The organism is Ruegeria sp. L12, from assembly GCF_056531745.1.
Genome location: NZ_JBQFMH010000010.1, coordinates 13,698 through 35,299, shown reverse-complemented (window position 1 = coordinate 35,299; position 21,602 = coordinate 13,698). Strand labels below are relative to the sequence as shown.

23 protein-coding genes are annotated in these 21,602 nt (G+C 59.9%); 9 read left to right on the top strand and 14 right to left on the bottom strand.

Annotated elements, in window-relative coordinates:
- Positions 1 to 74: 74 nt before the first annotated feature.
- On the top strand, positions 75 to 1,472 hold the full coding sequence (locus ACR0K9_RS15805) for an aspartate aminotransferase family protein (RefSeq protein ID WP_480824594.1): 1,398 nt from the start codon (positions 75 to 77) through the stop codon (positions 1,470 to 1,472).
- A 34-nt stretch (positions 1,473 to 1,506) separates the two neighbouring features.
- On the opposite strand, the gene ACR0K9_RS15800 is transcribed toward ACR0K9_RS15805, so the two are convergent.
- Complete coding sequence (locus tag ACR0K9_RS15800) at positions 1,507 to 2,823, bottom strand: lytic murein transglycosylase (protein WP_480824593.1); 1,317 nt, start codon at positions 2,821 to 2,823, stop codon at positions 1,507 to 1,509.
- Positions 2,824 to 2,886: 63 nt separating this feature from the next.
- The gene (locus ACR0K9_RS15795) at positions 2,887 to 3,600 is read right to left on the bottom strand and encodes a helix-turn-helix transcriptional regulator (RefSeq protein WP_480824592.1); all 714 of its coding nucleotides are present in this window, start codon (positions 3,598 to 3,600) and stop codon (positions 2,887 to 2,889) included.
- Between the two features lie 81 nt (positions 3,601 to 3,681).
- Between ACR0K9_RS15795 and ACR0K9_RS15790 the strand changes: the two genes are divergently transcribed.
- Both ACR0K9_RS15790 and ACR0K9_RS15785 read left to right on the top strand, forming a co-directional pair.
- Positions 3,682 to 4,377: a glutathione S-transferase family protein gene (locus tag ACR0K9_RS15790; protein ID WP_480824590.1), complete on the top strand. Its 696-nt coding sequence runs from the start codon at positions 3,682 to 3,684 to the stop codon at positions 4,375 to 4,377.
- A complete protein-coding gene (locus ACR0K9_RS15785; protein ID WP_480824588.1) occupies positions 4,374 to 4,760 on the top strand; it encodes a DUF1801 domain-containing protein in 387 nt (128 codons plus the stop codon). The genes ACR0K9_RS15790 and ACR0K9_RS15785 overlap by 4 nt, the downstream gene beginning before the upstream one ends.
- On the opposite strand, the gene rnr is transcribed toward ACR0K9_RS15785, so the two are convergent.
- Genes rnr through dapE form a run of 3 tightly spaced genes read right to left on the bottom strand, consistent with a single transcriptional unit; the run spans position 4,751 to position 8,776 of the window.
- Positions 4,751 to 7,009 carry a ribonuclease R gene (rnr, locus tag ACR0K9_RS15780; protein ID WP_480824586.1) on the bottom strand — a complete coding sequence of 753 codons (2,259 nt, stop codon included), beginning with the start codon at positions 7,007 to 7,009 and terminating at the stop codon, positions 4,751 to 4,753. The two genes, ACR0K9_RS15785 and rnr, sit on opposite strands and share 10 nt — an antisense overlap.
- Positions 7,010 to 7,057: 48 nt before the next feature.
- Complete coding sequence (locus ACR0K9_RS15775) at positions 7,058 to 7,633, bottom strand: TIGR04282 family arsenosugar biosynthesis glycosyltransferase (RefSeq protein WP_480824584.1); 576 nt, start codon at positions 7,631 to 7,633, stop codon at positions 7,058 to 7,060.
- A gap of 3 nt (positions 7,634 to 7,636) precedes the next feature.
- Positions 7,637 to 8,776 (bottom strand): succinyl-diaminopimelate desuccinylase, encoded by a 1,140-nt coding sequence (gene dapE / locus ACR0K9_RS15770; RefSeq protein WP_480824582.1) that lies wholly within the window; start codon positions 8,774 to 8,776, stop codon positions 7,637 to 7,639.
- A 208-nt stretch (positions 8,777 to 8,984) separates the two neighbouring features.
- Between dapE and ACR0K9_RS15765 the strand changes: the two genes are divergently transcribed.
- Positions 8,985 to 10,043, top strand: a complete 1,059-nt coding sequence (locus ACR0K9_RS15765; RefSeq protein WP_480824580.1) for a transporter substrate-binding domain-containing protein — start codon at positions 8,985 to 8,987, stop codon at positions 10,041 to 10,043.
- On the opposite strand, the gene ACR0K9_RS15760 is transcribed toward ACR0K9_RS15765, so the two are convergent.
- Positions 10,040 to 10,384, bottom strand: a complete 345-nt coding sequence (locus ACR0K9_RS15760; RefSeq protein WP_170763491.1) for a hypothetical protein — start codon at positions 10,382 to 10,384, stop codon at positions 10,040 to 10,042. The genes ACR0K9_RS15765 and ACR0K9_RS15760 overlap by 4 nt on opposite strands.
- Before the next feature lie 611 nt (positions 10,385 to 10,995).
- Here ACR0K9_RS15760 and ACR0K9_RS15755 point away from each other — a divergent pair.
- Positions 10,996 to 12,195: a hypothetical protein gene (locus ACR0K9_RS15755; protein WP_480824578.1), complete on the top strand. Its 1,200-nt coding sequence runs from the start codon at positions 10,996 to 10,998 to the stop codon at positions 12,193 to 12,195.
- A 170-nt stretch (positions 12,196 to 12,365) separates the two neighbouring features.
- On the opposite strand, the gene dapD is transcribed toward ACR0K9_RS15755, so the two are convergent.
- Both dapD and ACR0K9_RS15745 read right to left on the bottom strand, forming a co-directional pair.
- Entirely contained in the window at positions 12,366 to 13,193 is an 828-nt protein-coding gene (dapD, locus tag ACR0K9_RS15750) for a 2,3,4,5-tetrahydropyridine-2,6-dicarboxylate N-succinyltransferase (protein ID WP_480824576.1), read from the bottom strand.
- Positions 13,194 to 13,301: 108 nt separating this feature from the next.
- Positions 13,302 to 14,213: a threonine/serine dehydratase gene (locus ACR0K9_RS15745; protein WP_480824574.1), complete on the bottom strand. Its 912-nt coding sequence runs from the start codon at positions 14,211 to 14,213 to the stop codon at positions 13,302 to 13,304.
- A 79-nt stretch (positions 14,214 to 14,292) separates the two neighbouring features.
- On the opposite strand from ACR0K9_RS15745, the gene ACR0K9_RS15740 reads away from it, so the two are divergent.
- Positions 14,293 to 15,135 carry an LOG family protein gene (locus tag ACR0K9_RS15740; RefSeq protein WP_480534455.1) on the top strand — a complete coding sequence of 281 codons (843 nt, stop codon included), beginning with the start codon at positions 14,293 to 14,295 and terminating at the stop codon, positions 15,133 to 15,135.
- Between the two features lie 24 nt (positions 15,136 to 15,159).
- The gene (locus tag ACR0K9_RS15735; RefSeq protein WP_480824572.1) at positions 15,160 to 16,236 is read left to right on the top strand and encodes a cystathionine gamma-lyase; all 1,077 of its coding nucleotides are present in this window, start codon (positions 15,160 to 15,162) and stop codon (positions 16,234 to 16,236) included.
- Here the strand turns inward: ACR0K9_RS15735 and ACR0K9_RS15730 are convergent.
- Positions 16,231 to 16,620 (bottom strand): hypothetical protein, encoded by a 390-nt coding sequence (locus ACR0K9_RS15730; RefSeq protein ID WP_480534459.1) that lies wholly within the window; start codon positions 16,618 to 16,620, stop codon positions 16,231 to 16,233. The two genes, ACR0K9_RS15735 and ACR0K9_RS15730, sit on opposite strands and share 6 nt — an antisense overlap.
- 160 nt (positions 16,621 to 16,780) lie before the next feature.
- Here ACR0K9_RS15730 and ACR0K9_RS15725 point away from each other — a divergent pair, with 160 nt between their 5' ends.
- Positions 16,781 to 17,701, top strand: a complete 921-nt coding sequence (locus ACR0K9_RS15725) for a DnaJ C-terminal domain-containing protein (protein WP_480824570.1) — start codon at positions 16,781 to 16,783, stop codon at positions 17,699 to 17,701.
- Positions 17,698 to 18,036, top strand: coding sequence for a hypothetical protein (locus ACR0K9_RS15720; protein ID WP_480824568.1), 339 nt, complete (start codon positions 17,698 to 17,700; stop codon positions 18,034 to 18,036). Before ACR0K9_RS15725 ends, ACR0K9_RS15720 begins: the two co-directional genes overlap by 4 nt.
- Positions 18,037 to 18,063: 27 nt before the next feature.
- Here ACR0K9_RS15720 and ACR0K9_RS15715 read toward each other — a convergent pair whose 3' ends face one another.
- From ACR0K9_RS15715 to ACR0K9_RS15695, 5 genes are all read right to left on the bottom strand, one after another.
- Positions 18,064 to 18,678, bottom strand: coding sequence for a cytochrome P460 family protein (locus ACR0K9_RS15715; protein WP_480534465.1), 615 nt, complete (start codon positions 18,676 to 18,678; stop codon positions 18,064 to 18,066).
- A 199-nt stretch (positions 18,679 to 18,877) separates the two neighbouring features.
- Positions 18,878 to 20,062, bottom strand: a complete 1,185-nt coding sequence (rlmN, locus tag ACR0K9_RS15710; RefSeq protein WP_480534467.1) for a dual-specificity RNA methyltransferase RlmN — start codon at positions 20,060 to 20,062, stop codon at positions 18,878 to 18,880.
- Positions 20,063 to 20,139: 77 nt separating this feature from the next.
- On the bottom strand, positions 20,140 to 20,511 hold the full coding sequence (locus tag ACR0K9_RS15705) for a lysozyme inhibitor LprI family protein (RefSeq protein WP_480824566.1): 372 nt from the start codon (positions 20,509 to 20,511) through the stop codon (positions 20,140 to 20,142).
- A 106-nt stretch (positions 20,512 to 20,617) separates the two neighbouring features.
- On the bottom strand, positions 20,618 to 20,785 hold the full coding sequence (locus ACR0K9_RS15700) for a hypothetical protein (protein WP_480824564.1): 168 nt from the start codon (positions 20,783 to 20,785) through the stop codon (positions 20,618 to 20,620).
- 166 nt (positions 20,786 to 20,951) lie between these two features.
- Positions 20,952 to 21,485 (bottom strand): invasion associated locus B family protein, encoded by a 534-nt coding sequence (locus ACR0K9_RS15695; protein WP_480534473.1) that lies wholly within the window; start codon positions 21,483 to 21,485, stop codon positions 20,952 to 20,954.
- Between the last annotated feature and the right edge of the window lie 117 nt (positions 21,486 to 21,602).

The following is a 21,602-nucleotide window of genomic DNA, read 5'->3' as shown; positions in this document are numbered from 1 at the left end:
AAACGGTGATTCGATTGACAGCAAAAAATTTGATCATATTCTGTACGGCGACCCCGCTTGCAGGAGAATCCCGGATGTCCACCATCACCAATCACATGCCAACTGCCGCATTGCAGGCGCTGGATGCGGCACACCATCTGCATCCGTTTTCGACCAACAGCGATCTGGAAACGGAAGGGGTGCGCGTGATCACCCGCGCCAAAGGCGTTTATCTGACCGACAGCGAAGGGCACGACATTCTGGACGGAATGGCCGGGCTGTGGTGCGTCAATATCGGCTACGGCCGTGATGAACTGGCCAATGTCGCCGCGCGTCAGATGCGCGAACTTCCGTTCTACAACACGTTCTTCAAGACCACCCATGTGCCTGCGATCGCTCTGGCCGCGAAACTGGCCGAGCTTGCGCCGGGGGATCTGAACCATGTGTTTTTCGCCGGGGGCGGATCCGAGGCGAATGACACCAACATCCGTCTTGTCCGCACCTATTGGGCCGAAAAAGGCCAGCCGGACAAGAACATCATCATCAGCCGTCACAACGCCTATCACGGCTCAACCGTCGGCTCGGCCTCGCTGGGCGGTATGGCCGGAATGCATGCGCAGGGCGGCATTCCGATCCCGAACATCCATCATATCAACCAGCCGAACTGGTGGTCCGAAGGCGGCGACATGACACCGGATGAATTCGGCCTGGTCCGCGCGCGTGAACTGGAAGAAGCGATTCAGGAGCTGGGCGAGGATCGCGTTGCCGCCTTCATCGCTGAACCGGTACAGGGTGCAGGCGGCGTCATCGTGGCGCCCGACACCTACTGGCCCGAGATTCAGCGCATCTGCGACAAGTATGATATCCTGCTGATCGCGGATGAGGTGATCTGCGGTTTTGGCCGCACCGGCAACTGGTTCGGCTCGCAAACCGTTGGAATCAAGCCGCATATCATGACCATCGCCAAGGGTCTCAGCTCGGGCTATGCGCCGATTGGCGGGTCGATTGTGTGTGATGAAGTGGCCAAGGTCATCAGCGCCACCGAGTTCAACCATGGCTATACCTATTCGGGCCACCCTGTCGCGGCAGCGGTGGCGCTCGAGAATCTGCGCATTCTGGAAGAAGAGAAGATCATCGATCATGTACGCGATGTGGCCGCCCCCTATCTGAAAGAGAAATGGGAGGCGCTGACCGATCATCCGTTGGTGGGTGAGGCAAAAATCGTGGGCATGATGGGCTCGATCGCGCTGACCCCCGACAAGGCGAGCCGCGCCAAATTCGCGTCCGAGTCCGGCACGGTCGGCTACATCTGCCGTGACCACTGCTTTGCCAACAATCTGATCATGCGCCATGTCGGCGACCGCATGATCATCTCTCCGCCTCTGGTCATGACGCCCGAGGATATCGACGAGATGTTCGTGCGCATTCATAAATCGCTTGATGAGGCTCTGGTGGAGATCACCGAAAAAGGCTTGATGAAAGTCGCGTCCTAAGGTGTTCGGGCGGCCTCCTTGGCCGCCCGGGTCTTCACCGCATCCGCTCCAGCAAGCTTAGCGAGGGGTAGCCATCCGGCACCAGCCCCTGCGCCATCTGAAAGGCCCGCACCGCGTTGATCGTGTTGGGGCCGGTGCGCCCATCGATGCCCTGCGTGTCGAACCCGGCTTTGGTCAGGCGCTTTTGCAGTTCCTTGCGTTCGGCAAAGCTCAGCACCCGGTCGCCGCGCGGCCACCCCGCCTGAAACGGCGCGCCACCCGCCAGCCGGTCGGACAGGTGACCGATGCCGATCACATAGGCATCGGCGCCGTTATAGGCCTCGATCACCTTGAAATTGTCGAAGATCATCAGGGCCACGCCACGCCCACCGGCAGGCAACAGGATTGATGCCGCGCCGTGATCCGGTACCGCAGCGCCATCGCGGGCCACGACACCCAATTCTGCCCAATCCGATGGCAAGGCCTTATGATCCCGCCGCGCCAGCGCGTAATCGAAACCATCCGGCAACCGGACCTCGACGCCCCATGGCTGCCCCTTGTTCCAACCATGCCGCGCCAGATAGGCGGCGGCCGAGGCCAGCGCGTCGGTTGGGTCGTCCGACCAGACATCACGGCGTCTGTCACCATCGAAATCGACCGCATAATCTAGAAACGAGGTCGGCATGAACTGCGTATGCCCCATCGCCCCGGCCCAGCTTCCAATCATGTTTTCCGGGCGGACATCTCCGGCCTGCACGATCTGCAGCGCCGCGATCAGTTGCGTTTCGAAAAAGGTCGCCCGCCTTCCGTCAAAGGCCAGCGTTGCCAGCGACCGGATCGTCTGATTACTGCCCCGAAAAGTTCCAAAGGACGTTTCCAGCCCCCAAATCGCGGTCACCACCTCTTTTTCGACGCCATATTGCGCCTCGATCCGGGTCAGTGCGTCCCGGTGCCGCTCCAGCCCCGCGCGCCCGTTCGAAACCCGCGTGTCCGAGACGGCGGCGTCCAGATACTCCCAGATCGGCTTGGAAAACTCGGCCTGATTGCGGTCGCGCCGAATGACCTCCTTGTCATAGCTAAGGCCCGCAAATGCCTGATCCAGTGTCGTGCCCGAGATACCTTGTGCCATCGCCCGTTCGCGAAACGCACCCAGCCATGCCTGAAACCGCGCGTTACCCTCAGCTGACACGAGTTGAACCTTTGCTTCGGGCCGCACCACGGGCCGGATCGAAACCGTCACATCCGCCGAGGCCAGCTGCACGTTTTCGATCTGAGGTCGGGCCAAAGGCCGTGTTGAATTGTCTGATATCTCCGCCTGCACTATGGATGCCCATAATGCGGCGGTCATGACGCCGCCTATGCATTTATGCATTCCGTTTTTCCTGATTACTGCTCGGTGCTGATGATAGCGCAGAACGGGCGTTTCACAAAGTGCTCAGGACCCGGTTTCGTGATCCTTTGCCTCATGCTCGGCGCGGATGCGGGCGATGGCGTCCCGCAGCAATGGCACCCGGTTGGGGCGAAAGCTCTCTTCGGTCACGGTCATGTCCTGCATCCGGTCCAGCCGGAACACCCGGAAATCCTGCCGCAGATGACACCAAGACAGCAGAACACTGGCGCGATCCATGTAAACGATGCTCAGCGGATTGACCCGGCGACGGGTGTCATCGCCCTTCGCATCCGTATAGGCGAACTCGACCGCGCGCTCGTCCCACGCGGCCTGACGCAAGGCGGCCACCTCAATCGTTGGAATGGCCGGTCGGTCAAACCGCGTGGCGGTCAGAACGGCGTGGCTCAGCCGATGCGACTGACGCTGTGGCAGGCGCCCCTGTAGCTTGCGCAGCGCCTCGCTGGCGGCATCGGACAGCGCCGGGTCACCAATCAGTTGCACCTCGCGCAGGCCCAGAACCAGCGCCTCAAGTTCGTCATTTGTGAACCCCAGCGGCGGCAAGGTGGCGTCTTCTATCAGGGTAAAGCCAAATCCGGCCTCACCGTCGATCACTGCACCCAAAGCGCGCAGAGCGTCGATATCGCGGTGGATGGTGCGCGCTGAAACACCCAGATCCTGCGCCAACTGAACCGATGTTCTGGGCGACGGACCAGATCGCAAAGCTTGCATCAATTGAAACAGACGGGCGGTACGGGACATGGTGAGAGTTAACCTAACCCTGATGACGAAATCTGTCATCAGGGGATCGTACCCATCACGTGACGCAAGATGGAGATCACCATGCTGACCCTACTCACCTTCCCTTCCGCCTTTGGCCAATTCAGCGCCAGCCCGTTCTGTGTGAAAACCGCGCTCATGCTGCAACGCTCGGGGCAACGCTGGGCGCGGTCCGACATGCTGGCCCCCCGCAAGATGCCGCATCAGAAGCTGCCGGTTCTGCGCACGCCCGAGCGTCTGGTGCCCGACAGCGACCTGATCCGCGACTGGCTTGAGGCGCAGGGGATCGATTTCGACGCTGGCCTCAGTGACGTACAAAAGGCGCAGTCCCGCGCGCTGATCCGGCTGGCCGAAGAGCATCTGTATTTTCACATCGTGCAGGACCGCTGGGCCAACGATCAGGTCTGGCCGATCCTGCGGGACACGTTTTTTACCACGATCCCGGCGCTGATCCGCAAGCCCGTTTCAAATTCGATCCGCAAGTCGGTCCTCAAAGGGTTGTCCTTTCAGGGCGTTTCCCGATTTTCATCCGCCGAACGGCAAGACAGGCTGGAGCGCGACCTCGAAGCGATCTCGGCCTATCTGTGGCTATCCCCCTATCTGATGAGCGATGCGCCGACCTCGGCGGATATGAGCGTCGGCCCCATGCTGGCGGCAATGCGCGCCACGCCAGCCGACACCCCGCTGACCCGACGGATCAAACAGGATAAGCTGCTGAACAGCTATGTAGACCGGATGGAGCAGGCGATCCCGCTATGACGCCGTTTGACGACCCCAAAGTGGCCGCCGCCTTTGACGCGCTGCCGGAGGACACCCGCGCAGGTGCTTTGACCCTGCGCGCGCTCATCTTCGAGACCGCAGCGTCCCTGCCCCGCGCTCAACCGCTGAGCGAGGAACTGCGCTGGGGCCAGCCCGCCTATCTGGCACCCAAAGGTTCAACGATCCGGCTGGGCGGGCATAGATCTGCGTCCTTCGCCCTGTTCGTGCATTGCCAGAGCCGATTAATGAGCGATTTCACCTCGGCCTTTCGGGGTGAGGACCGGATCGACGGAAACCGCGCGGTGCTATTTGACGACCCCGCGCAGATCGACCCGACCCGCCATGGCTGGCTGATTGCGCGGGCGCTGACCTATCACCTCTGACGGCGCTTGCGCTCGATCTTTCGCTTGATCTTGTCCTTCTTGCGCTTGGTGCTGACAGCCTTGCGCCGCGAGCCCCGCTTGGCGGGGCCGCGCCCGCGTGGAAGCGCCTGATCGTCGATGGACAGCAGCTCAAGTTCTAGCCCGCCTGTGACCGGCGTCGCCTCGGTCAGGCGCACGGTGACACGCTGGCCGATGGCAATGATCAGGCCCGTGTCCGAGCCCATCAGCGTTCCCGCCTCGCGGTCGAAATGGAAGAATTCCCGCCCCAGGGACCGCACGGGCACCAGCCCATCCGCGCCGGTTTCGTCCATCTTCACGAAGGCGCCAAACCGGGCGATGCCGCTGATCCGGCCCGAGAATTCATTGCCCACCCGCTCGCTGAGATACGCAGCCAGATAGCGATCGGTGGTGTCCCGTTCGGCCATCATGGATCGGCGCTCGGTATCAGAGATATGGGTGGCGGTTTCCTCCAGCCGCGCGATTTCATCCTCGGTCAGCCCGTCCTTGCCCCAGCCATGGGCCAAGATCAGCGCGCGATGCACGATCAGATCGGCATAACGGCGGATGGGCGAGGTGAAATGCGCATAGTTGCGCAGCGCCAGACCGAAATGGCCGAAATTCTCGGGGTTGTAATAGGCCTGCGCCATCGACCGCAGGGTGGTCAGGTTGATCAGTTCCGCATCCTCGGTCCCGGCGGCGGCGTTCAGCAGCGCGTTCAGGTGCCGGGTTTGCAGCACCTGCCCCTTGGCCAGATTCAGCCCTGCCGCCTGCGCCGTTTCCCGCAGGCTTTCCAGCTTCTCGGGCGCGGGTTCTTCGTGCACGCGGAACAGCAGCGGGCGGCGTTTGGCGATCAGCGTCTCGGCAGCGGCGACATTGGCGAGGATCATGAACTCCTCAATCAACTTATGCGCATCCAGCCGGTCGCGGAAGGCGACACTGGTCACTTCACCGGTGTCGGACAGCACGATCTTGCGTTCGGGTAGGTCCAGTTCCAGCGGCTGCCGCACCGCGCGCGCAATTTTCAGCGCCGCATAAGCGGCGTAAAGCGGTTTCAGCACCGTCTCCAACAATGGCCCGGTGCGGTCGTTGGGCGTGCCGTTGATGGCCTCCTGCACCTCGGTATAGTTCAGCGACGCGGCAGAGCGCATCAGCCCACGCACAAAACGATGGCCGATCTTGTTGCCCTCTGCGTCGATCTGCATTCGCACAGCGATACAGGCGCGCGGAACGCCTTCGTGCAACGAGCATAGGTCACCCGACAAACGATCCGGCAGCATCGGCACCACGCGGTCGGGGAAATAGCTGGAATTGCCCCGCTTGCGCGCCTCGCGGTCCAGCGCCGTTCCGGGCTGCACATAGGCGGCGACATCGGCGATGGCGACCCAGATCACATGACCGCCGGGGTTCTTGGGATCGTCATCCGCATGGGCATAGCAAGCGTCATCATGATCGCGCGCATCCGACGGGTCGATGGTCAGCAAGGGCATGTCCCGCAGGTCTTCGCGGCCTTTCAGACCAACGGGTTTGGCCTTGTCAGCCTCGTCAATCACCTTGTCGGGGAAGTCGTCGGGAATGCCGTGCTGGTGGATTGCAATCAGCGAGACCGCCTTGGGCGCGGTCGGGTCGCCCAGCCGTTCAACAATACGCGCGCGCGGCAGGCCCATGCGGTTCTTGGGTCCCGCCTGTTCGGCCTCGACCAGCTCACCGTCTTTGGCGCCCAGAACGGCGCCGTCCGCGACCAGCCATTCGGTGGACCCGGCCTTGTCGATGGGCACGATCCGCCCGCCCTCGGCCCCTTTGCGGAAGATGCCGACGATCTTGCGCGGGTTGGTGCCGATGCGGCGGATCAGGCGGGCCTCGTAATTGTGGTCTTCTTCATGCACCACAGTCAGGCGGGCCAGAATGCGGTCGCCCTCGCCCAGCGCCGGATCGCTTGCACGGGCAATGATCAGCACAACGGGCTCGACCCCTTCGCCATGCCATTCCAGCGGGCGGGCAAACAGGTCGCCATCGGCGTTCGGCGCCTTCACTTGCAGCACACTGACCGGCGGCAAACGATCCGGGTCACGATAGCTGCGCTTGCGCTTTTCCAGATGTCCTTCGGCCTCAAGTTCCTTAAGGATACGCTTCAGATCAATCCGATCCGCACCCTTGATGCCAAAGGCCTTGGCGATATCGCGTTTCGAGGTCAGGGTGGGGTTCGCCGAGATCCAGTCCAGGACCTCCTGCTTGGTGGGGATGCGAGTCATATCTTCGGCCTAGCATGGGTATGCGACCGCGTCATGACCAAAAAGCGCTCAGGGGGTCAGATCGGCCACTGTGTCAACGTCGCGCAGATGGTCCAGCAGCTCTACGCGGCAACCGGGGATCGAGGCCAGCGTATCGGCCAGTGCATGTTCGGTCGACCAGCGGACTTTTTTGAACAAATCCAACGGCAAGGCGCCATAGCGCTGAGCGCCGACGAGCCAGTATCCGCCATCCGGCGCTGGACCGAACACCATCTGCGACCGCCCAAGCGCGCCAAACGCCCGCGCGATATGGCTGCGGGTGATGCCGGGAATATCCGCCCCGATCAGGCAAACCGGCCCTTTCGGCATCCCTCGCAACATCCGGCCCATGCGGTCACCCAGATCGCCGCGCCCCTGCGACGCGCGCGGCAGGTCTGCAGGCCAGATGCGGCTGCTCAACCCCTCGCGATCCGGTGAGACCGCCAGCACGATCTGCCAGCGCGGGTCACGCAAGCGCCGGATCAGGGACCGGGTCTGGTGCCGGAACCACCAGGCCGCGCCGACCATACCGATATCGCGGCCCAGCCGCGTTTTGACACGGCCCGGGTGCGGCTCTTTCACCATGATCACCAATGTGCGCTGCATGGGTCAGGCAAAATAATCCGTCAGAATGCGGGTATAGATCGCCTTGAGTTGTTCGATCTGCGCCACCTCGACGCATTCATCCACCTGATGCAAGGTGCGGCCTACAAGGCCGAATTCAACCACCGGGCAGTGGTTCTTGATGAACCGCGCGTCCGAGGTGCCGCCGGTCGTCGACAGTTCAGGCTGCACACCAGTTTCGGCCTCAACCGCCTGTGCCACCAGATCAGACAGAGGGCCCGGCGGGGTCAGAAAGCTTTCGCCCGAGATTTTGATTCTTGTCTCGACCTCGACACCAAACTCTTCGGCCACACGCGCGGCCTCGGCCCTGAGCCACTCGCTCAGGCCCGCGCCGGAATGCAGGTCGTTGAAGCGAATGTTGACGGTGCCGCTGCATTGCGCAGGAATGACATTTGTCGCGGCATTCCCGGTGTCGATGGTGACGACCGCCAGTGTCGAAGCGTCGAAATGGTCGGTGCCATTGTCCAGTTCGTGACTGGCCAGCCGATCCATCAGCCGCGCCATCGCGGGCAGAGGATTCTTCGCCTGATGCGGATAGGCGGAGTGGCCCTGCACGCCTGTCACCGTGAACCATGCCGTCATCGAACCACGCCGACCAATCTTGATCATTTCGCCCATACGGTTCGGACAAGTGGGTTCCCCCACCAGACAGACCGACATCTGCTCACCCGCGGTGTCCATGTGATCCAGCAGCGCAGCTGTGCCATCCACCGCGTCGCCTTCTTCATCACCGGTGATGGTCAGGATGATGGCCCCATCCGGCGGCGTATCGCGCACGAAATCTATGGCTGCTGCTGCAAAGGCCGCCACCCCCGATTTCATATCGGTGGTACCGCGGCCATACATCACTCCGTCATGCACTTCGGCCCCGAACGGAGGTCTGGTCCATGCCGCTTCGTCCCCCACCGGAACGACATCCGTGTGACCGTTGAACCCAAAGCTTCTGGCGTGCCCTTTACGCCCCCACCGCGCGAACAGGTTGCAGACACCGCCGCGATCCACGCGGGTACACTCGAAGCCCGCCACTGACAGGGTTCGGTCCAGCAATTCCAGCGCGCCGCCTTCCTCAGGTGTGACCGATGGGCAACGGATCAGATCTGCGGTCAGCTGAACGGGATCGGTCATGATAGGTCTTTCATCTCTGTAGGCGCCGGTGTTCCTGCACAGATTCAACGAATTGACCGGAATGCCAACCCCGAAGCGGTAAAATCCCCGAACACTCTGGCCGGAAATTGACCATGACACTCTAATAAAACATGGGCCTTGACCCTGCGGCGATCTTGCCGCGCTGCAACATATTACGGTAGAGGGCCGCGAAACAGGTGAATTGACCATGAAACGCGCACTATTCGCATTGATCTGCCTGACTTTCGCCGTCTTCGCGCAGCAGAGCCAGGCCCAGACCCTTACGGTTACCACGGTGACCCGTGCCCCGTTCTCGTTTGTCGAGGATGGCGCGCAGACCGGATTCTCGATGGATCTGCTGGCGGCACTGGCCGAGTCGCTAGGATGGGAATATTCAACCAACCGGGTTGAGGGGTTCAGCGAAATGCTGGGCGCGGTTCAGGACGGCTCGGCCGATCTGGCGATTGCGAATATCTCGATCACCGCGATGCGCGAGACGCAGATGGATTTCAGTCAGCCGATCTTCGAGGCCGGTCTGCAGATCATGGTGCCGTCCGAGGCAGCACGCAGGCCGTCACTGCTGCAGGCGCTGTTGTCGCGCGAACTGTTCATTGCCATCGGGCTGGCTTTTGCGATCCTTCTGGGTGGCGGCATGCTGATGTGGAGCTTCGAGCGCCGCGCACAACCCTATTTTGACCGCAAGCTGAACGAGGCCTGGTTCCCCTCGTTCTGGTGGGCGCTCAACCTCGTGGTCAATGGCGGCTTCGAAGAACGGATGCCGCGCACTCCTTTTGGCCGTCTGCTGGGTGTCGTTCTGGTGGTCTCGTCGCTGTTTATCGTGTCGGTCTTCACGGCGCGCATCACATCGGTCATGACGGTGGATGCTATCACCGGCAGTGTGAATTCGGTGAATGATCTTTATGGCAAAGAGGTTGGCACCATCACCGATTCAACCGCGGCAAGTTTCCTGAACCGGCGCGATATCGAGTTCACCGGCTATCCCGGCCTGCAGGAGATGCTGACCGCCTTTGAGAACGAAGAGTTGAATGCGGTCGTCTTCGATGCCCCGATCCTGTCCTACTATGCCTCGCACGAAGGGCGCCGCATTGCCACAATGACCGGCGGCATCTTCCTGCGCGAAAACTACGGGATCGCCTTCCCGACCGGTTCGCCCCTGGTCGAAGACGTCAATCAGGCGCTGCTGTCACTGCGGGAAGATGGCACCTATGATGAAATCTACCGCAAGTGGTTCGGGTCGCGGAACTAGGCGGTTTCTTCATCTCCGAAGAACGGCGTCATCTGCGCCACGATAACAGCGTTTTCGTCCAGCGCCCGCTGCATCAATGCCCGCTCATCCGGCTCGATATCATGCCCCTGCGCCTCACGCTCGGCCAGGGTGCCATAGCCGGTGACATCCAGCGGCGCAGTGTCGGCCTGTTTCAGGATCGCCACCGTCTCGCGTACCGCCTCGGCCTCATCCACTCCGCTGGCAAAGCACATCAATGCCGCCCCGGTCGCGCCTTCGGGCAGCCCGTCGCCATCTTTGCGACCGATCTGAACCAATAGTGTATAGACCTGCTGGCGTGAGGGTTTTTTCTGCTTTTCCATGGAAATGGCCTTATCGGTCCACATTTCTTTGGTCAAGTTGATATCCCATTCGAGTAGACACAGTCACTCGAAACCACAACTCGCCGCTTGAATCCAGGACTTAATAAGCGCGAATTGGTCTTCTGGGGCATGTATTGACAACGCATAACTCCCACAGCAAAGATGGCTGAGCACGCTATCATTTTTGCTTTGCTTACATTTACGAAAAGCAAAAATTTCGAGTAGTTTATCTTATGAAAAACCACTTGGACTCCGATTGTGCAAATTGACTAACTCTTGAATTCAGTTTGCGAGTACGAGGATTAACAATTGCTGAGAGAAAACTGGCGGACATTTGGAGCAATTTCGGTTCTGGTACTATGCGTTGTTGTCGTAACCGCCCGCGTTCTGCTCGATGCGGATGGTCGATTGTCAGCAGACAGTACCAATTACCTGCGGATTGCTTACGAGATTTCACAAGGAAACTGGGTTTGGCTACCAGACCCGACGCAGGAAAGTGGGGCTCGATCTTTTATTGCAACCTGGCCACCAGGGTATCCTTTGGCGGTATCTGCGCTTGTAAAATCACTGTCTGTTGATGCGTTCATGGCCTCGAAACTCGTCTCGCTAATTTGTTTTTTTCCAGCGCGGCTTTAATTTTCTGGTTTTTTAACGAGCGCGGCGCGCCCATTTCTCTCCTATTGATTAATGCGAGCACACTAACGATCTTCTCATTCAGTTGGAGCGAAGGACCATTTATTCTGGGTTTGTTATTGCTTTCAGTTTCGATGACCCGCGCGATCGAAGATACAAACCCAAGTATTCTGCGCCATTTCGCCATTCCGATTTGCCTCTCAATAATGCTGTTCGAAATAAGATATGTCGGGATATTCGCAGTATGTGTCCTCCTCGCGGCAGCCGCTATTAACATACGTTATTCTCTAAAGTCTTCCTTTCTTCTTTTACTTGCAGCCCTTGTCGCACTGAGCATTTGCATCTTACATCTGCAATTCAACATTTCCGAAACCGGTTTCGCTACTGGCCCAGACAGAATTCCTGCACCCGAAAGTAACGCTGAGCTGGCTTGGGCGCTTATAACGTCGTTACGCGATGAGCTGCTGCTTCCAATGACTACAAACTATTACGGCCGCTTATTCTGGATCGGCGTTGGACTTCAGTGTGTCTTGTTCCTTTGGGTCACTATTGTTTATCTGAAGCTTCCAGAAGAACCCGGAACCGGTTTCAGATCTGGTTTGGCCAGCGGGTTCTTGTTGGTCGGTCTGGGGTATTTGGCTGCGATAGTTTTTCTACGCTGGCGCACCCATTTTGATCCGTTTAGTTATCGGCTGCTCAATCCCGGCGTTTTGTTGCTATATATTTTCGTATTGAATTTCTTGCTGCAAAAGAGACCAGGCATCTTGAACCCCGTGTTTCTCTCATTGTGCCTTCTTGGGCTTTTCTCTAGCGGATGGGTTGCTCGCGAGGCTTTGTGGCAGGCCAACGATCCAGGCTACTTTGCACAGACCAAAGCTCGATTGGAAAGGTACAGCGACATTGCTTCGGGCACTGTAGTCGCCTTCGGGGATCGACACATGCGCTATTTAAGGCCCGACCTGTTTGTTGTGGAGCCCAAGTTCACGCCCTACTATGAGGCGAGTGAGACTTGGGGGGACTTTGTGAATAGACTAACCCCTGGCTTGCCTATTGTGATTGATGCCATCGACACGCATCCCTGGCGAGGATACGATCCCCGGATAATTGAGTTTCTGAACGCTCAGGAGCAAGGCGCTTTGATCCCGATCGACGGATCGATCGAAGCAGAGCTTCGCTAGCGAGAGGCCAAACAAGAATATCGTTGTCAATTTGATCGTGCCTGATTGACAGAAAAAGCTACTTTTAGACGTCAATCACGATTGAGATTGGGCTCAAGAGGAATACCAAAACGAAACAGACCGCGACAATGCTCATCGCGATCCGTTTGTATTTCACAAGACCATGACTATCAGTCGCGCAACAGCTCGTTGATGCCGGTCTTCGAACGGGTTTTCTCATCGACCCGTTTCACGATGACTGCGCAGTACAGGCTGACATTGTTCTTCGACGGCATCGAACCGGCGACCACCACCGAATAGGGCGGGACCTCGCCATACATGACCTCTCCGGTTTCCCGGTCTACGATCTTGGTGGACTTGCCGATGAACACGCCCATGCCCAGAACCGAGCCTTCACGGACGATGCAGCCCTCGACCACCTCGGAACGGGCGCCGACAAAGCAGTTGTCTTCGATGATGGTCGGACCGGCCTGCATCGGCTCGAGCACGCCGCCGATGCCGACGCCGCCCGACAGATGTACGTTCTTGCCGATCTGTGCACAGGATCCCACAGTGGCCCAGGTGTCGACCATGGTGCCTTCATCGACATATGCGCCAAGGTTCACGAAGGACGGCATCAGCACAACACCCGGCGCAATATAGGCAGATTTGCGGACCACACAGTTCGGCACGGCGCGGAACCCGGCCGAACGCCACTGATTTTCGCCCCAACCGGCGAACTTGCTGTCGACCTTGTCCCACCAGCCACCGGCCTGCGGGCCGCCGTTGTGGATCTCCATATCCTTGATACGGAAGCCCAGCAGAACCGCTTTCTTGGCCCACTGGTTCACATGCCAGTCACCGCTCTCCAGCTTCTCGGCCACGCGCAGCGACCCGCTGTCCAGTGCGTTCAGCGTATCTTCGATTGCTTCGCGCGTCTCGCCGGTGGTGGCGGGAGTGATGGTGTCGCGCGCCTCCCAGGCGGCTTCGATGGCGGCTTCGAGCTGCGCGTTGGACATAGGTGGGCTCCTTGCAGAATCTGTTCACGTATGTCTGGCCTATACGCAAGTGAACCACGCGGCGCAATGCGACGTGGAACGCACCATATGCGCCCGATTATGTCCGTGTCAGCCGCTCAATGGTGCCGGAGAGATGTTTCCGCCGCAAATCAGCACCGCCACACGCTCATTCGGTTCCGGCGAGTATGCCCCCGACATCAGCGCCGCCAGTGCGGTTGCACCTGCCGGCTCCACCAGAATCCGGTGCGATTGCCACAGCGCTTTCTGGGCGCTGGCAATGGCCTCGTCGGTGACAAGCACTGATGTCGTCCCCTGCGCCAGTTCAAAACAGATCGATCCGATCCGCCGCGCGCCCAGCGCGTTGGCTGCAATGCCCGAGACGGTGACGTCCACCGGTGCGCCCGCCTGCAAGGCTGCGTTCAACGCGCAGGAGGTTTCCGGCTCGACCGCCACGATCTTACGCGCGCCCTGTAACCAGGCCAGCGCGCCCGCGATCAGGCCGCCCCCGCCCACGGCAATCAGAACGGTATCGGCCTGAAGGCCTTGTGCCTCCCATTCGGCAAAACAGGTGCCCTGCCCGGCCACGGTTGCGGGCGCGTCATAGGCGTGGATCTGCATCGCCCCGGTTTCCGCCTCATGCGCCTGCGCACCCATCAATGCGTTTGCGTATTCGCCGGACACAACGCTCAGATCCGCACCCGTCTGTTCAATCAGGGCAATTTTCGACGGGCCCGCCAGTTCGGGCACAAATATCTTGGCCGGATAGCCCAGAGTTTGCGCCGCATAGGCGGCAGCGGCCCCATGGTTGCCGCCGGATGCAGCCACAACGCCCGCATCGGGTACATCCATACTTAGCAACGTGTTGAACGCCCCGCGCGCCTTGAAACTGCCGGTGTGTTGCATATGCTCCAGCTTCATCTCGACCGGATAGCCCAGCATATGGCTTTCCATCACCGGTGTAACTTGCGCGTATCCTGCGATGCGATCCCGCGCTGCGGATATTTCACTCTTCCAATCCATTCTTGTTCTTCCGTGACTGGCACTCTGCCCGCGAACCCTATAGCTGTTTCATGAACACGCAAGCAGGGATCGATCACCGATGAGAGAAGACCGCCACAGCCCGTTCCGCGACGCGCAGACCGACCGCTCGACCGCGAGCGAGGTTCCTGACACGCCGCAGACGCGCTCACCCGCCTATCGCCTTGCCTTTGCCGACGACGAATTCCTCTGCCGGGATGAGCTGCGTCCGGTGCGCCTGCAGCTGGAATTGCTGAAACCCGAGATGATCATGACCGAGCGTGAGATCACCTCGACCATCGTCATGTTCGGCGGCGCGCGTATCCCGGAACCGGCGCAGAAACACACTGCGCGCACGGAAACGCTGGCCGGGCTGTCCGAATATTATGACGAGGCGCGCGAATTCGCCCGCTTGATGACCGAGAAATCGAACCAGACCGGATGCCGCGAAAACGTCATTGTCACCGGCGGCGGCCCCGGTGTGATGGAGGCCGGCAACCGGGGGGCGCAGGATGCGGGTGGCTGTTCCATCGGCCTGAACATCGTGCTGCCGCACGAACAGGCACCGAACGAATATGTCACCCCCGAGCTCAGCTTCAATTTCCACTATTTCGCCATCCGCAAGATGCATTTCCTGATGCGTGCCCGTGCCATCACCATCTTCCCCGGCGGGTTCGGCACGATGGACGAGCTGTTCGAATCCCTCACCCTGATCCAGACCGGTCGCATGGATCGCGTGCCGTTCCTGCTGTTCGGGCGCGCGTTCTGGGAAAAAGTCATCAACTGGGAGGCCCTGGCGGATGCGGGCACCATCTCGGACGAGGATCTGGACCTGTTCCGCTTTGTCGACACAGCGCAAGAGGCGGTCGATATCATCGAGAACTGGGAACCTGCCCCCCCGCGCGACGAAATTCCGGGGCGCTGACTAATGGTGGTCAGGACCGGAGAGATGCTTCACCTGCGCGGCAATGCGCTGGATAAGGGCGAGCCGGTGGCATTGCCGCTGACACAAAGCAGCATGTACCACTTGCCGGGTGCGCCGGATGGGCACGCCACCTATGGCCGCGTGGACAATCCGACCTGGGTGCATCTGGAACATGTGCTGACGCATCTGGAAGACGCGCCCTGCCTCAGCTTTCCATCGGGCATGGCGGCCATCTCGGCGGCACTGTTTGCCACTGTGCAGGCCGGGTCGCGCCTGCTGATCCCGTCAGATGGATACTACGTGACCCGCTTGCTGGCGGATCGGTTTCTGTCGGGTCTGGGCGTGGTGGTCGAAGAACGCCCGACCACCGGTTTTGCTGAGGGTGGATTTGACAGGTTCGACGTGGTGTTTGTCGAAAGCCCCTCGAACCCCGGGCTGGACATGATCGACCTGAAGGCGGTGGCGGAACAGGTCCGTGCTGCTGGCGGCATCACGATTGCCGACAACACGACGCTGACCCCGTTGGGCCAGCGCCCGCTGGATCTGGGCATCGACGTTGTGGTGTCGTCGGACACCAAGGCGATGGGCGGGCATTCCGACATGCTGATGGGCCATGTGGCCAGCCGCAATACAGCGATCATGGAGCGGGTCGAGGAATGGCGGAAAGTTTCCGGCGCGATCCCCGGCCCGCAAGAGGCGTGGCTGCTGCATCGCGGGTTGGAGACGCTGGATGTGCGCTTTGACCGCATGTGTACCTCTGCTCAGGTGCTGGCGGAACGGTTGGCTGCGCATCCCGCCGTGCGTCAGGTGCGCTATCCCGGTCTGCCAGACGATCCATCGCATGCGCTGGCCAAGGCGCAGACCGCGCGGTTCGGGTTCCTGCTGTCGCTGACGCTGGACAATGAAGACAAGGCCGAGGCCTTCATCAACACCTGCCCCCTGCTGCGCCCCGCCACATCTTTCGGCGGCGTCCACAGCTCGGCCGAGCGGCGCGCGCGCTGGGGTGATGATGTCAATCCGGCCTTCATCCGCCTGTCGGTCGGATGCGAACCGGTCGAGGAACTGTGGCAGGCGATCGAGACCAGCTTGAACGCGTTATGATTTCTTTTTGGGCTCGCGCAGTTCGGTGAACACATAGATCGGCAGCACGATGCTGGCGATCAACGCCCCCAGCCACACCAGCAACGTTGCGGCCAGCAGGTTCGAGATGCCGCCAACCGTCAGCCCCGCGGTGATCAGATCGGTCACAAGCAGGCCGACAAAGGTGACGATCAGCGCGATACCGCCCTTCAGCGCCGGGGCTTTCTTTTCCCCCAGTTTCAGGATCAGCGGTTCTGCCACCACCTGAACCAGCGTGAAGACAATCACCACAACAATGAACGAGATTGGCTTGATCGCGAAGCCCGCCAGCAGCAGCGAGGCCAGCAGCAACCCGATGGCATTCCCGGCCAGCAGGGCGAGGATGGACTTTATTCTGCGCGACATGAGGTGATCTCCGGCAAATAACAGTTCGAAACATGCAGATATTAGCAGGGCAATCGTATTTTGCGAGGCAATTCAGCGCCGCTTGCGTTTTGACCTGTTGAAATCACATGATAAAATACCTTCATCAAGATCAGCCCCACCCATATCCACGAGAGGTGAGATGAGCGACGATCCCTATTCCGTTCTCGGTGTCGCCAAAGATGCCAGCGCTGCCGATATCAAGAAAGCCTATCGGCGCATCGCCAAGAACTGTCACCCGGACCTGAAACCGGGCGACGCCGAGGCCGAAGCCAGGTTCAAGGCCGCAGCGGCTGCTTATGACCTGCTGAAAGACCCGGACAAGCGCACACGCTATGACAATGGCGAGATCGATGCCTCGGGGCAGGAACGCCCGCAGCAACAATATTACCGCGACTATGCCGAGGCTGCCGGGAACCCCTATCGCGGGCGTCAGGCGGACCCCGATGACATGTCCGACATCTTCGCCGAGTTCATGCGCGGGCGCGGTGGCTTTGGCGGCCAGCGCACGCAGGAGTTTCATGCGCCGGGGCACAACCTGAACTATTCTCTGCAGATCAGTTTTCTGGATGCGGTGTTCGGGGCCAGCCAGAAACTGACCCTGCCGGATGGGGATAGGATCGAGGTCAAGATCCCTGCCGGCATTACCGATGGCCAGACCATCCGGCTGCGCGGCAAAGGCGCACCGGGCTATGGCGAAGGCCCTGCGGGTGACGCCCTGGTGACGGTCTCGGTTGCGAAACACCCGGTGTTTGATCGTCAGGGCGACGACATCCATATCACGCTGCCCATCACCATTGACGAGGCCATTCTGGGCGGCAAGGTGCCCGCCCCCACCATCGACGGCGGCGTCAACGTTTCCGTGCCTGCGGGCACCAGCAGCGGCAAGACCCTGCGCCTGCGCGGCAAGGGCGTGAAGAAACGCGGCTCAGGCGAACGCGGGGATCAGTTGATCGAACTGACCGTTGCCCTGCCCGACACGGTGGATGATGACCTGAAGCAATTCATGGAAACATGGCGCGAAACGCATCGCTATGATCCGCGGAAAGGAATGCCGTCATGACCCTGAGCGAGAAGCAGCTGATTGAAACCGTCACCCGCCTGACCTCGGACCGGCTGACCGAATATCTGGCGGCCGAGATCGTGATCCCCGAGCAATCGGAACAGGGGCTGGTCTATCACAGCATCGATGTTGCCCGGCTGGAACTGGCCTGCGAGTTGCACGAGCAATACGAGATGGAGGCGGATGCGCTGTCGATGATGATGTCTCTGATCGATCAGATGCACGGGCTGCGCGCCGAGCTGCGCGAGGTGCTGAACGCGGTAGAGGCGCAGCCAGAACCGATCCGCCAGCAACTGGTCGAAATCATCGGGACAGCGCGGTTCCAACGTCGCTAAACAAAAGTGGCCAATTGGGCCTAACGATCACTGATCGACGCGGTACTCCTCGGGGACATAGAAGGTGTAATCCCGGTCTGCGACAGCTTCGTGGCATTCATGACAATAGGCCATTGCGGCTGCGCGATTGCCCATCGTGTCACCAAAGAGCGACCCATCCGGCATCACCATGATATAGCGCCAATCCGCGGTCTCCGGGTTCGCGCCCTCAGGCAGCTTCTCCATCACGAACAAAGCGCCGGGATGAACCGCGCCTTCATCTGTCACCGTCACGCTGTCCTTGGCCAGAACCGATCCTGCCGGCAGCAGGTCACCCTCCTGCATCGTGCCATAGTTGTGGGCCATGCGATTGGCATAGCTGTTCACATAGCGCTGTCCATGCGTGGCCGAGATATATGGCGCGTCGTTGAACAACGGCCAGCTTTGATAATTGCGGATCAGATCAAGCTGTGCCGCCGCATAACCGCGCGCCATGCGACGGGTCAGGGACCGGTAATGTGCCTGTGCCTCGGATTTCGACAGATCAGCTGGATTCTCAATCGCCAGATGCGCCTCTTGATCCGTGCTCTGCGCCAATGCGCCAGTCGTCAGTACGGACACCAGGAACGCTGTGCCAATAAGGTACTCGAACTTCTCAAACATTTTTCATGGCCCATCCGATAAACGGTTATGCCTGAACGCTGCGCTAAGCTTTGTAATAAAAGTTAGCGCGGTCACGTCAACTTACCATGAGCCGGGTCATGGGCTCGCCGTCTTGTGTGTATTGGTGAGCATCCATCCCCGCCAGTACAGAGACAATCATACCAAATCAGGGCGCAATGTTCACATTAAATCTGAAAAATCAGCCCAATCCGGCCTCGGATTCAATTTGCTTGCGCGATTTACGGGCCCGCTCGGTGGCCGATTTCAACTGACCGCAGGCGGCCATGATATCCTCGCCCCGCGTCTTGCGGATGGGTGAGGCATAGCCCGCCTGATAAATGATGTTCGCAAACGCCCGGATACGATTGTTCGAGCTGCGCTTATATGGTGCGCCGGGCCATTCGTTGAACGGAATCAGGTTGATCTTGGCCGGGATATTGTGGCGCTTGATGTGGTCAATCAGACGATGCGCGTCTTCATCGCTGTCGTTCACGCCATCCAGCATCACGTATTCAAAAGTGATCCGTTCCGAGTTCGAGACATTGGGATAGCTGGCCAGCGCCTGCAACAGCTCCTCGATATTCCAGCGCTTGTTGATCGGCACCAGAACATCGCGGGTTTCATCAGTGGTCGCGTGGAAGGAAATCGCCAACAGACAGCCGATTTCCTCAGCCGTGCGCGCAATCTCCGGCACTACGCCCGAGGTCGACAGGGTGATCCGGCGGCGCGACAGGGAAATCCCTTCGGGGTCCATGGCGATTTTCATCGCGTCGCGGACGTTTTCGAAATTGTAAAGCGGCTCGCCCATGCCCATCAGAACGATGTTCGACAGCAGCCGGGTTTCGTCCTTGGGCGCGCCGGGGGTGGGCCATTCGTCAAGATCGTCGCGGGCCATCATCACCTGCCCGACGATTTCGGCCGCTGTCAGGTTGCGCACCAGCTTTTGTGTGCCGGTGTGGCAAAACGAACAGGTCAGCGTGCACCCCACCTGAGACGAGATGCACAGCGTGCCGCGATCCTCTTCAGGGATATATACAACCTCGACCTCATGTCCGCCCGCGATGCGGCACAGATATTTGCGGGTGCCATCCTCGGATACCTGACGGGTGACCACTTCGGGGATTTCGATGACGAAATGCTCGGCCAGTTGCGCGCGATAGGCTTTGGCCAGATTGGTCATCTCGGCAAAATCGCGCACGCCCCATTGATAGATCCACTGCCAGATCTGCCCGGTGCGCATCTTGGCCTGCTTCTCTGGCGTGCCATGTTCGATCAGAACCTCCCGCAGGCGATCGCGGGACAGGCCGACAAGATTCACCTTCCCCTCGGGCAGTTTGCGGGGGATGGTCATGACGTCTTGAGTGATCGGCGCTTTCGGCGACATTGGCGTATCTCGGTGGATTCTGGCTTGGGATGCGCCTCTATATAGGAACGCGCGCAAAGATCAAAAGAATTCGTGCGTCAATTCGCAAAGCGCAGCAATTCGTCAACACGCGCCCGGCCCAGATCGACCCGACAGGCGGTGATGGCGATACCCGTGCCCGACCCACCCCCGAACGAAGCACCCACGGCATCGCATTGCATGTCCCGATAGGTAGCCCATGCATTCTGCGCTGCTTCCAGTGCTGGCTGCGTGACGACGCGCCCGGTGACCTCGTCCAATTCCGTCGCCGCCTGCATCGCAAGGGCATAGCTGCTGTCCACTGCAGCATTCACGCGCTCTTCCATCTCCGAGACACAGGACCCGATTTCGACCTGAGACCCCGCATCCGTGCATTCCATCGTCGGGTCTGCCATCGCGGCAAAGGGAAACAGGATCAGAATCCAGCGCATCGGGTGACCTCTCTGGTGGCGACTACAATTCATCACTGCCTAACACAGGGCGTGGATCAGAACAAAAACGACCGCAGGAGACCAGTTCCCCTGCGGCCTTGTCGGATCAATTCACTGCGGGCGGGATATAGCAATCTTCTGCATCCAGCGTTTTTACCGGGTCTTCCGGCCCGCATTGCTCACCCGTTATCGGATAGGTGTCCGATCCCTTTTCGCAGCCAGCCAACAGCGCTGATGCCACCAAAAGGGCGGCGAAGTAGGGTTTCAAGGTCATTGTGCTCTCCCACGGTACTGTCTGAACCGATGAGTTCAGAAAACGCGGCGTGCGGCTTTGATCCGGATCAAGATATTCGCCCCGACGTGGCGTAAACCCCCAAGAAAGAACACAAACGCAAAACCCCGCCATGCGGCGGGGTCATGAGATCACTTCCGAATGTCGCTTAGTTTGTGCAGCGCGTTTCGGCGTCTTCAATGGCCGCCGTAAAGCCCAGCAGCGAGAACGTGTCTTTGGTCTGCGTTCCACGTTCCGAGCGGGCGGTCAGCACCGCCTCGCTGCCGCGTTTCATCGCGGTGACGATCTTGGCATCGTCAGAGGCGGTCGCAGGCCATGCCCATTCGCCATCGGTGAACAGCTCAAACTCACTGCCATCAACAACCAGATTGACGGTTGATCCAGGGGCAAAAGGATAGCCACCGGTAAAGGTAACCTGACCTTTAACCTCTGCGTTGGGGCGATAGAACACGAACAGCAATATATCGCTGCGCCGCACCGACACGACTCGTCCGCCGCGCGTGTTCACCGTCTCCTTGGGCGCCGAAACGCTCCAGCATTCGGTGGGGTCTTCTTCGACGAAAACGCTCCAATCGGTTTTCGCTGCAACACGGTTGGTGCTTGTTGCCTGCTGCGCAACCGCCGTTGTCGCCATCCCTGCCATACACAGGCCCGCAATCACGCGGACGAGCTTTGATCCCATCTTTCCAGCCTCCTGGCCCGACCTATACCTCATACCCATCGGAATCGGCTCGCGAGCTCTGCCCGGCTCGTCCTTGATCAGTTGCGTATCCCGATGATTGTCGACATACACACACTA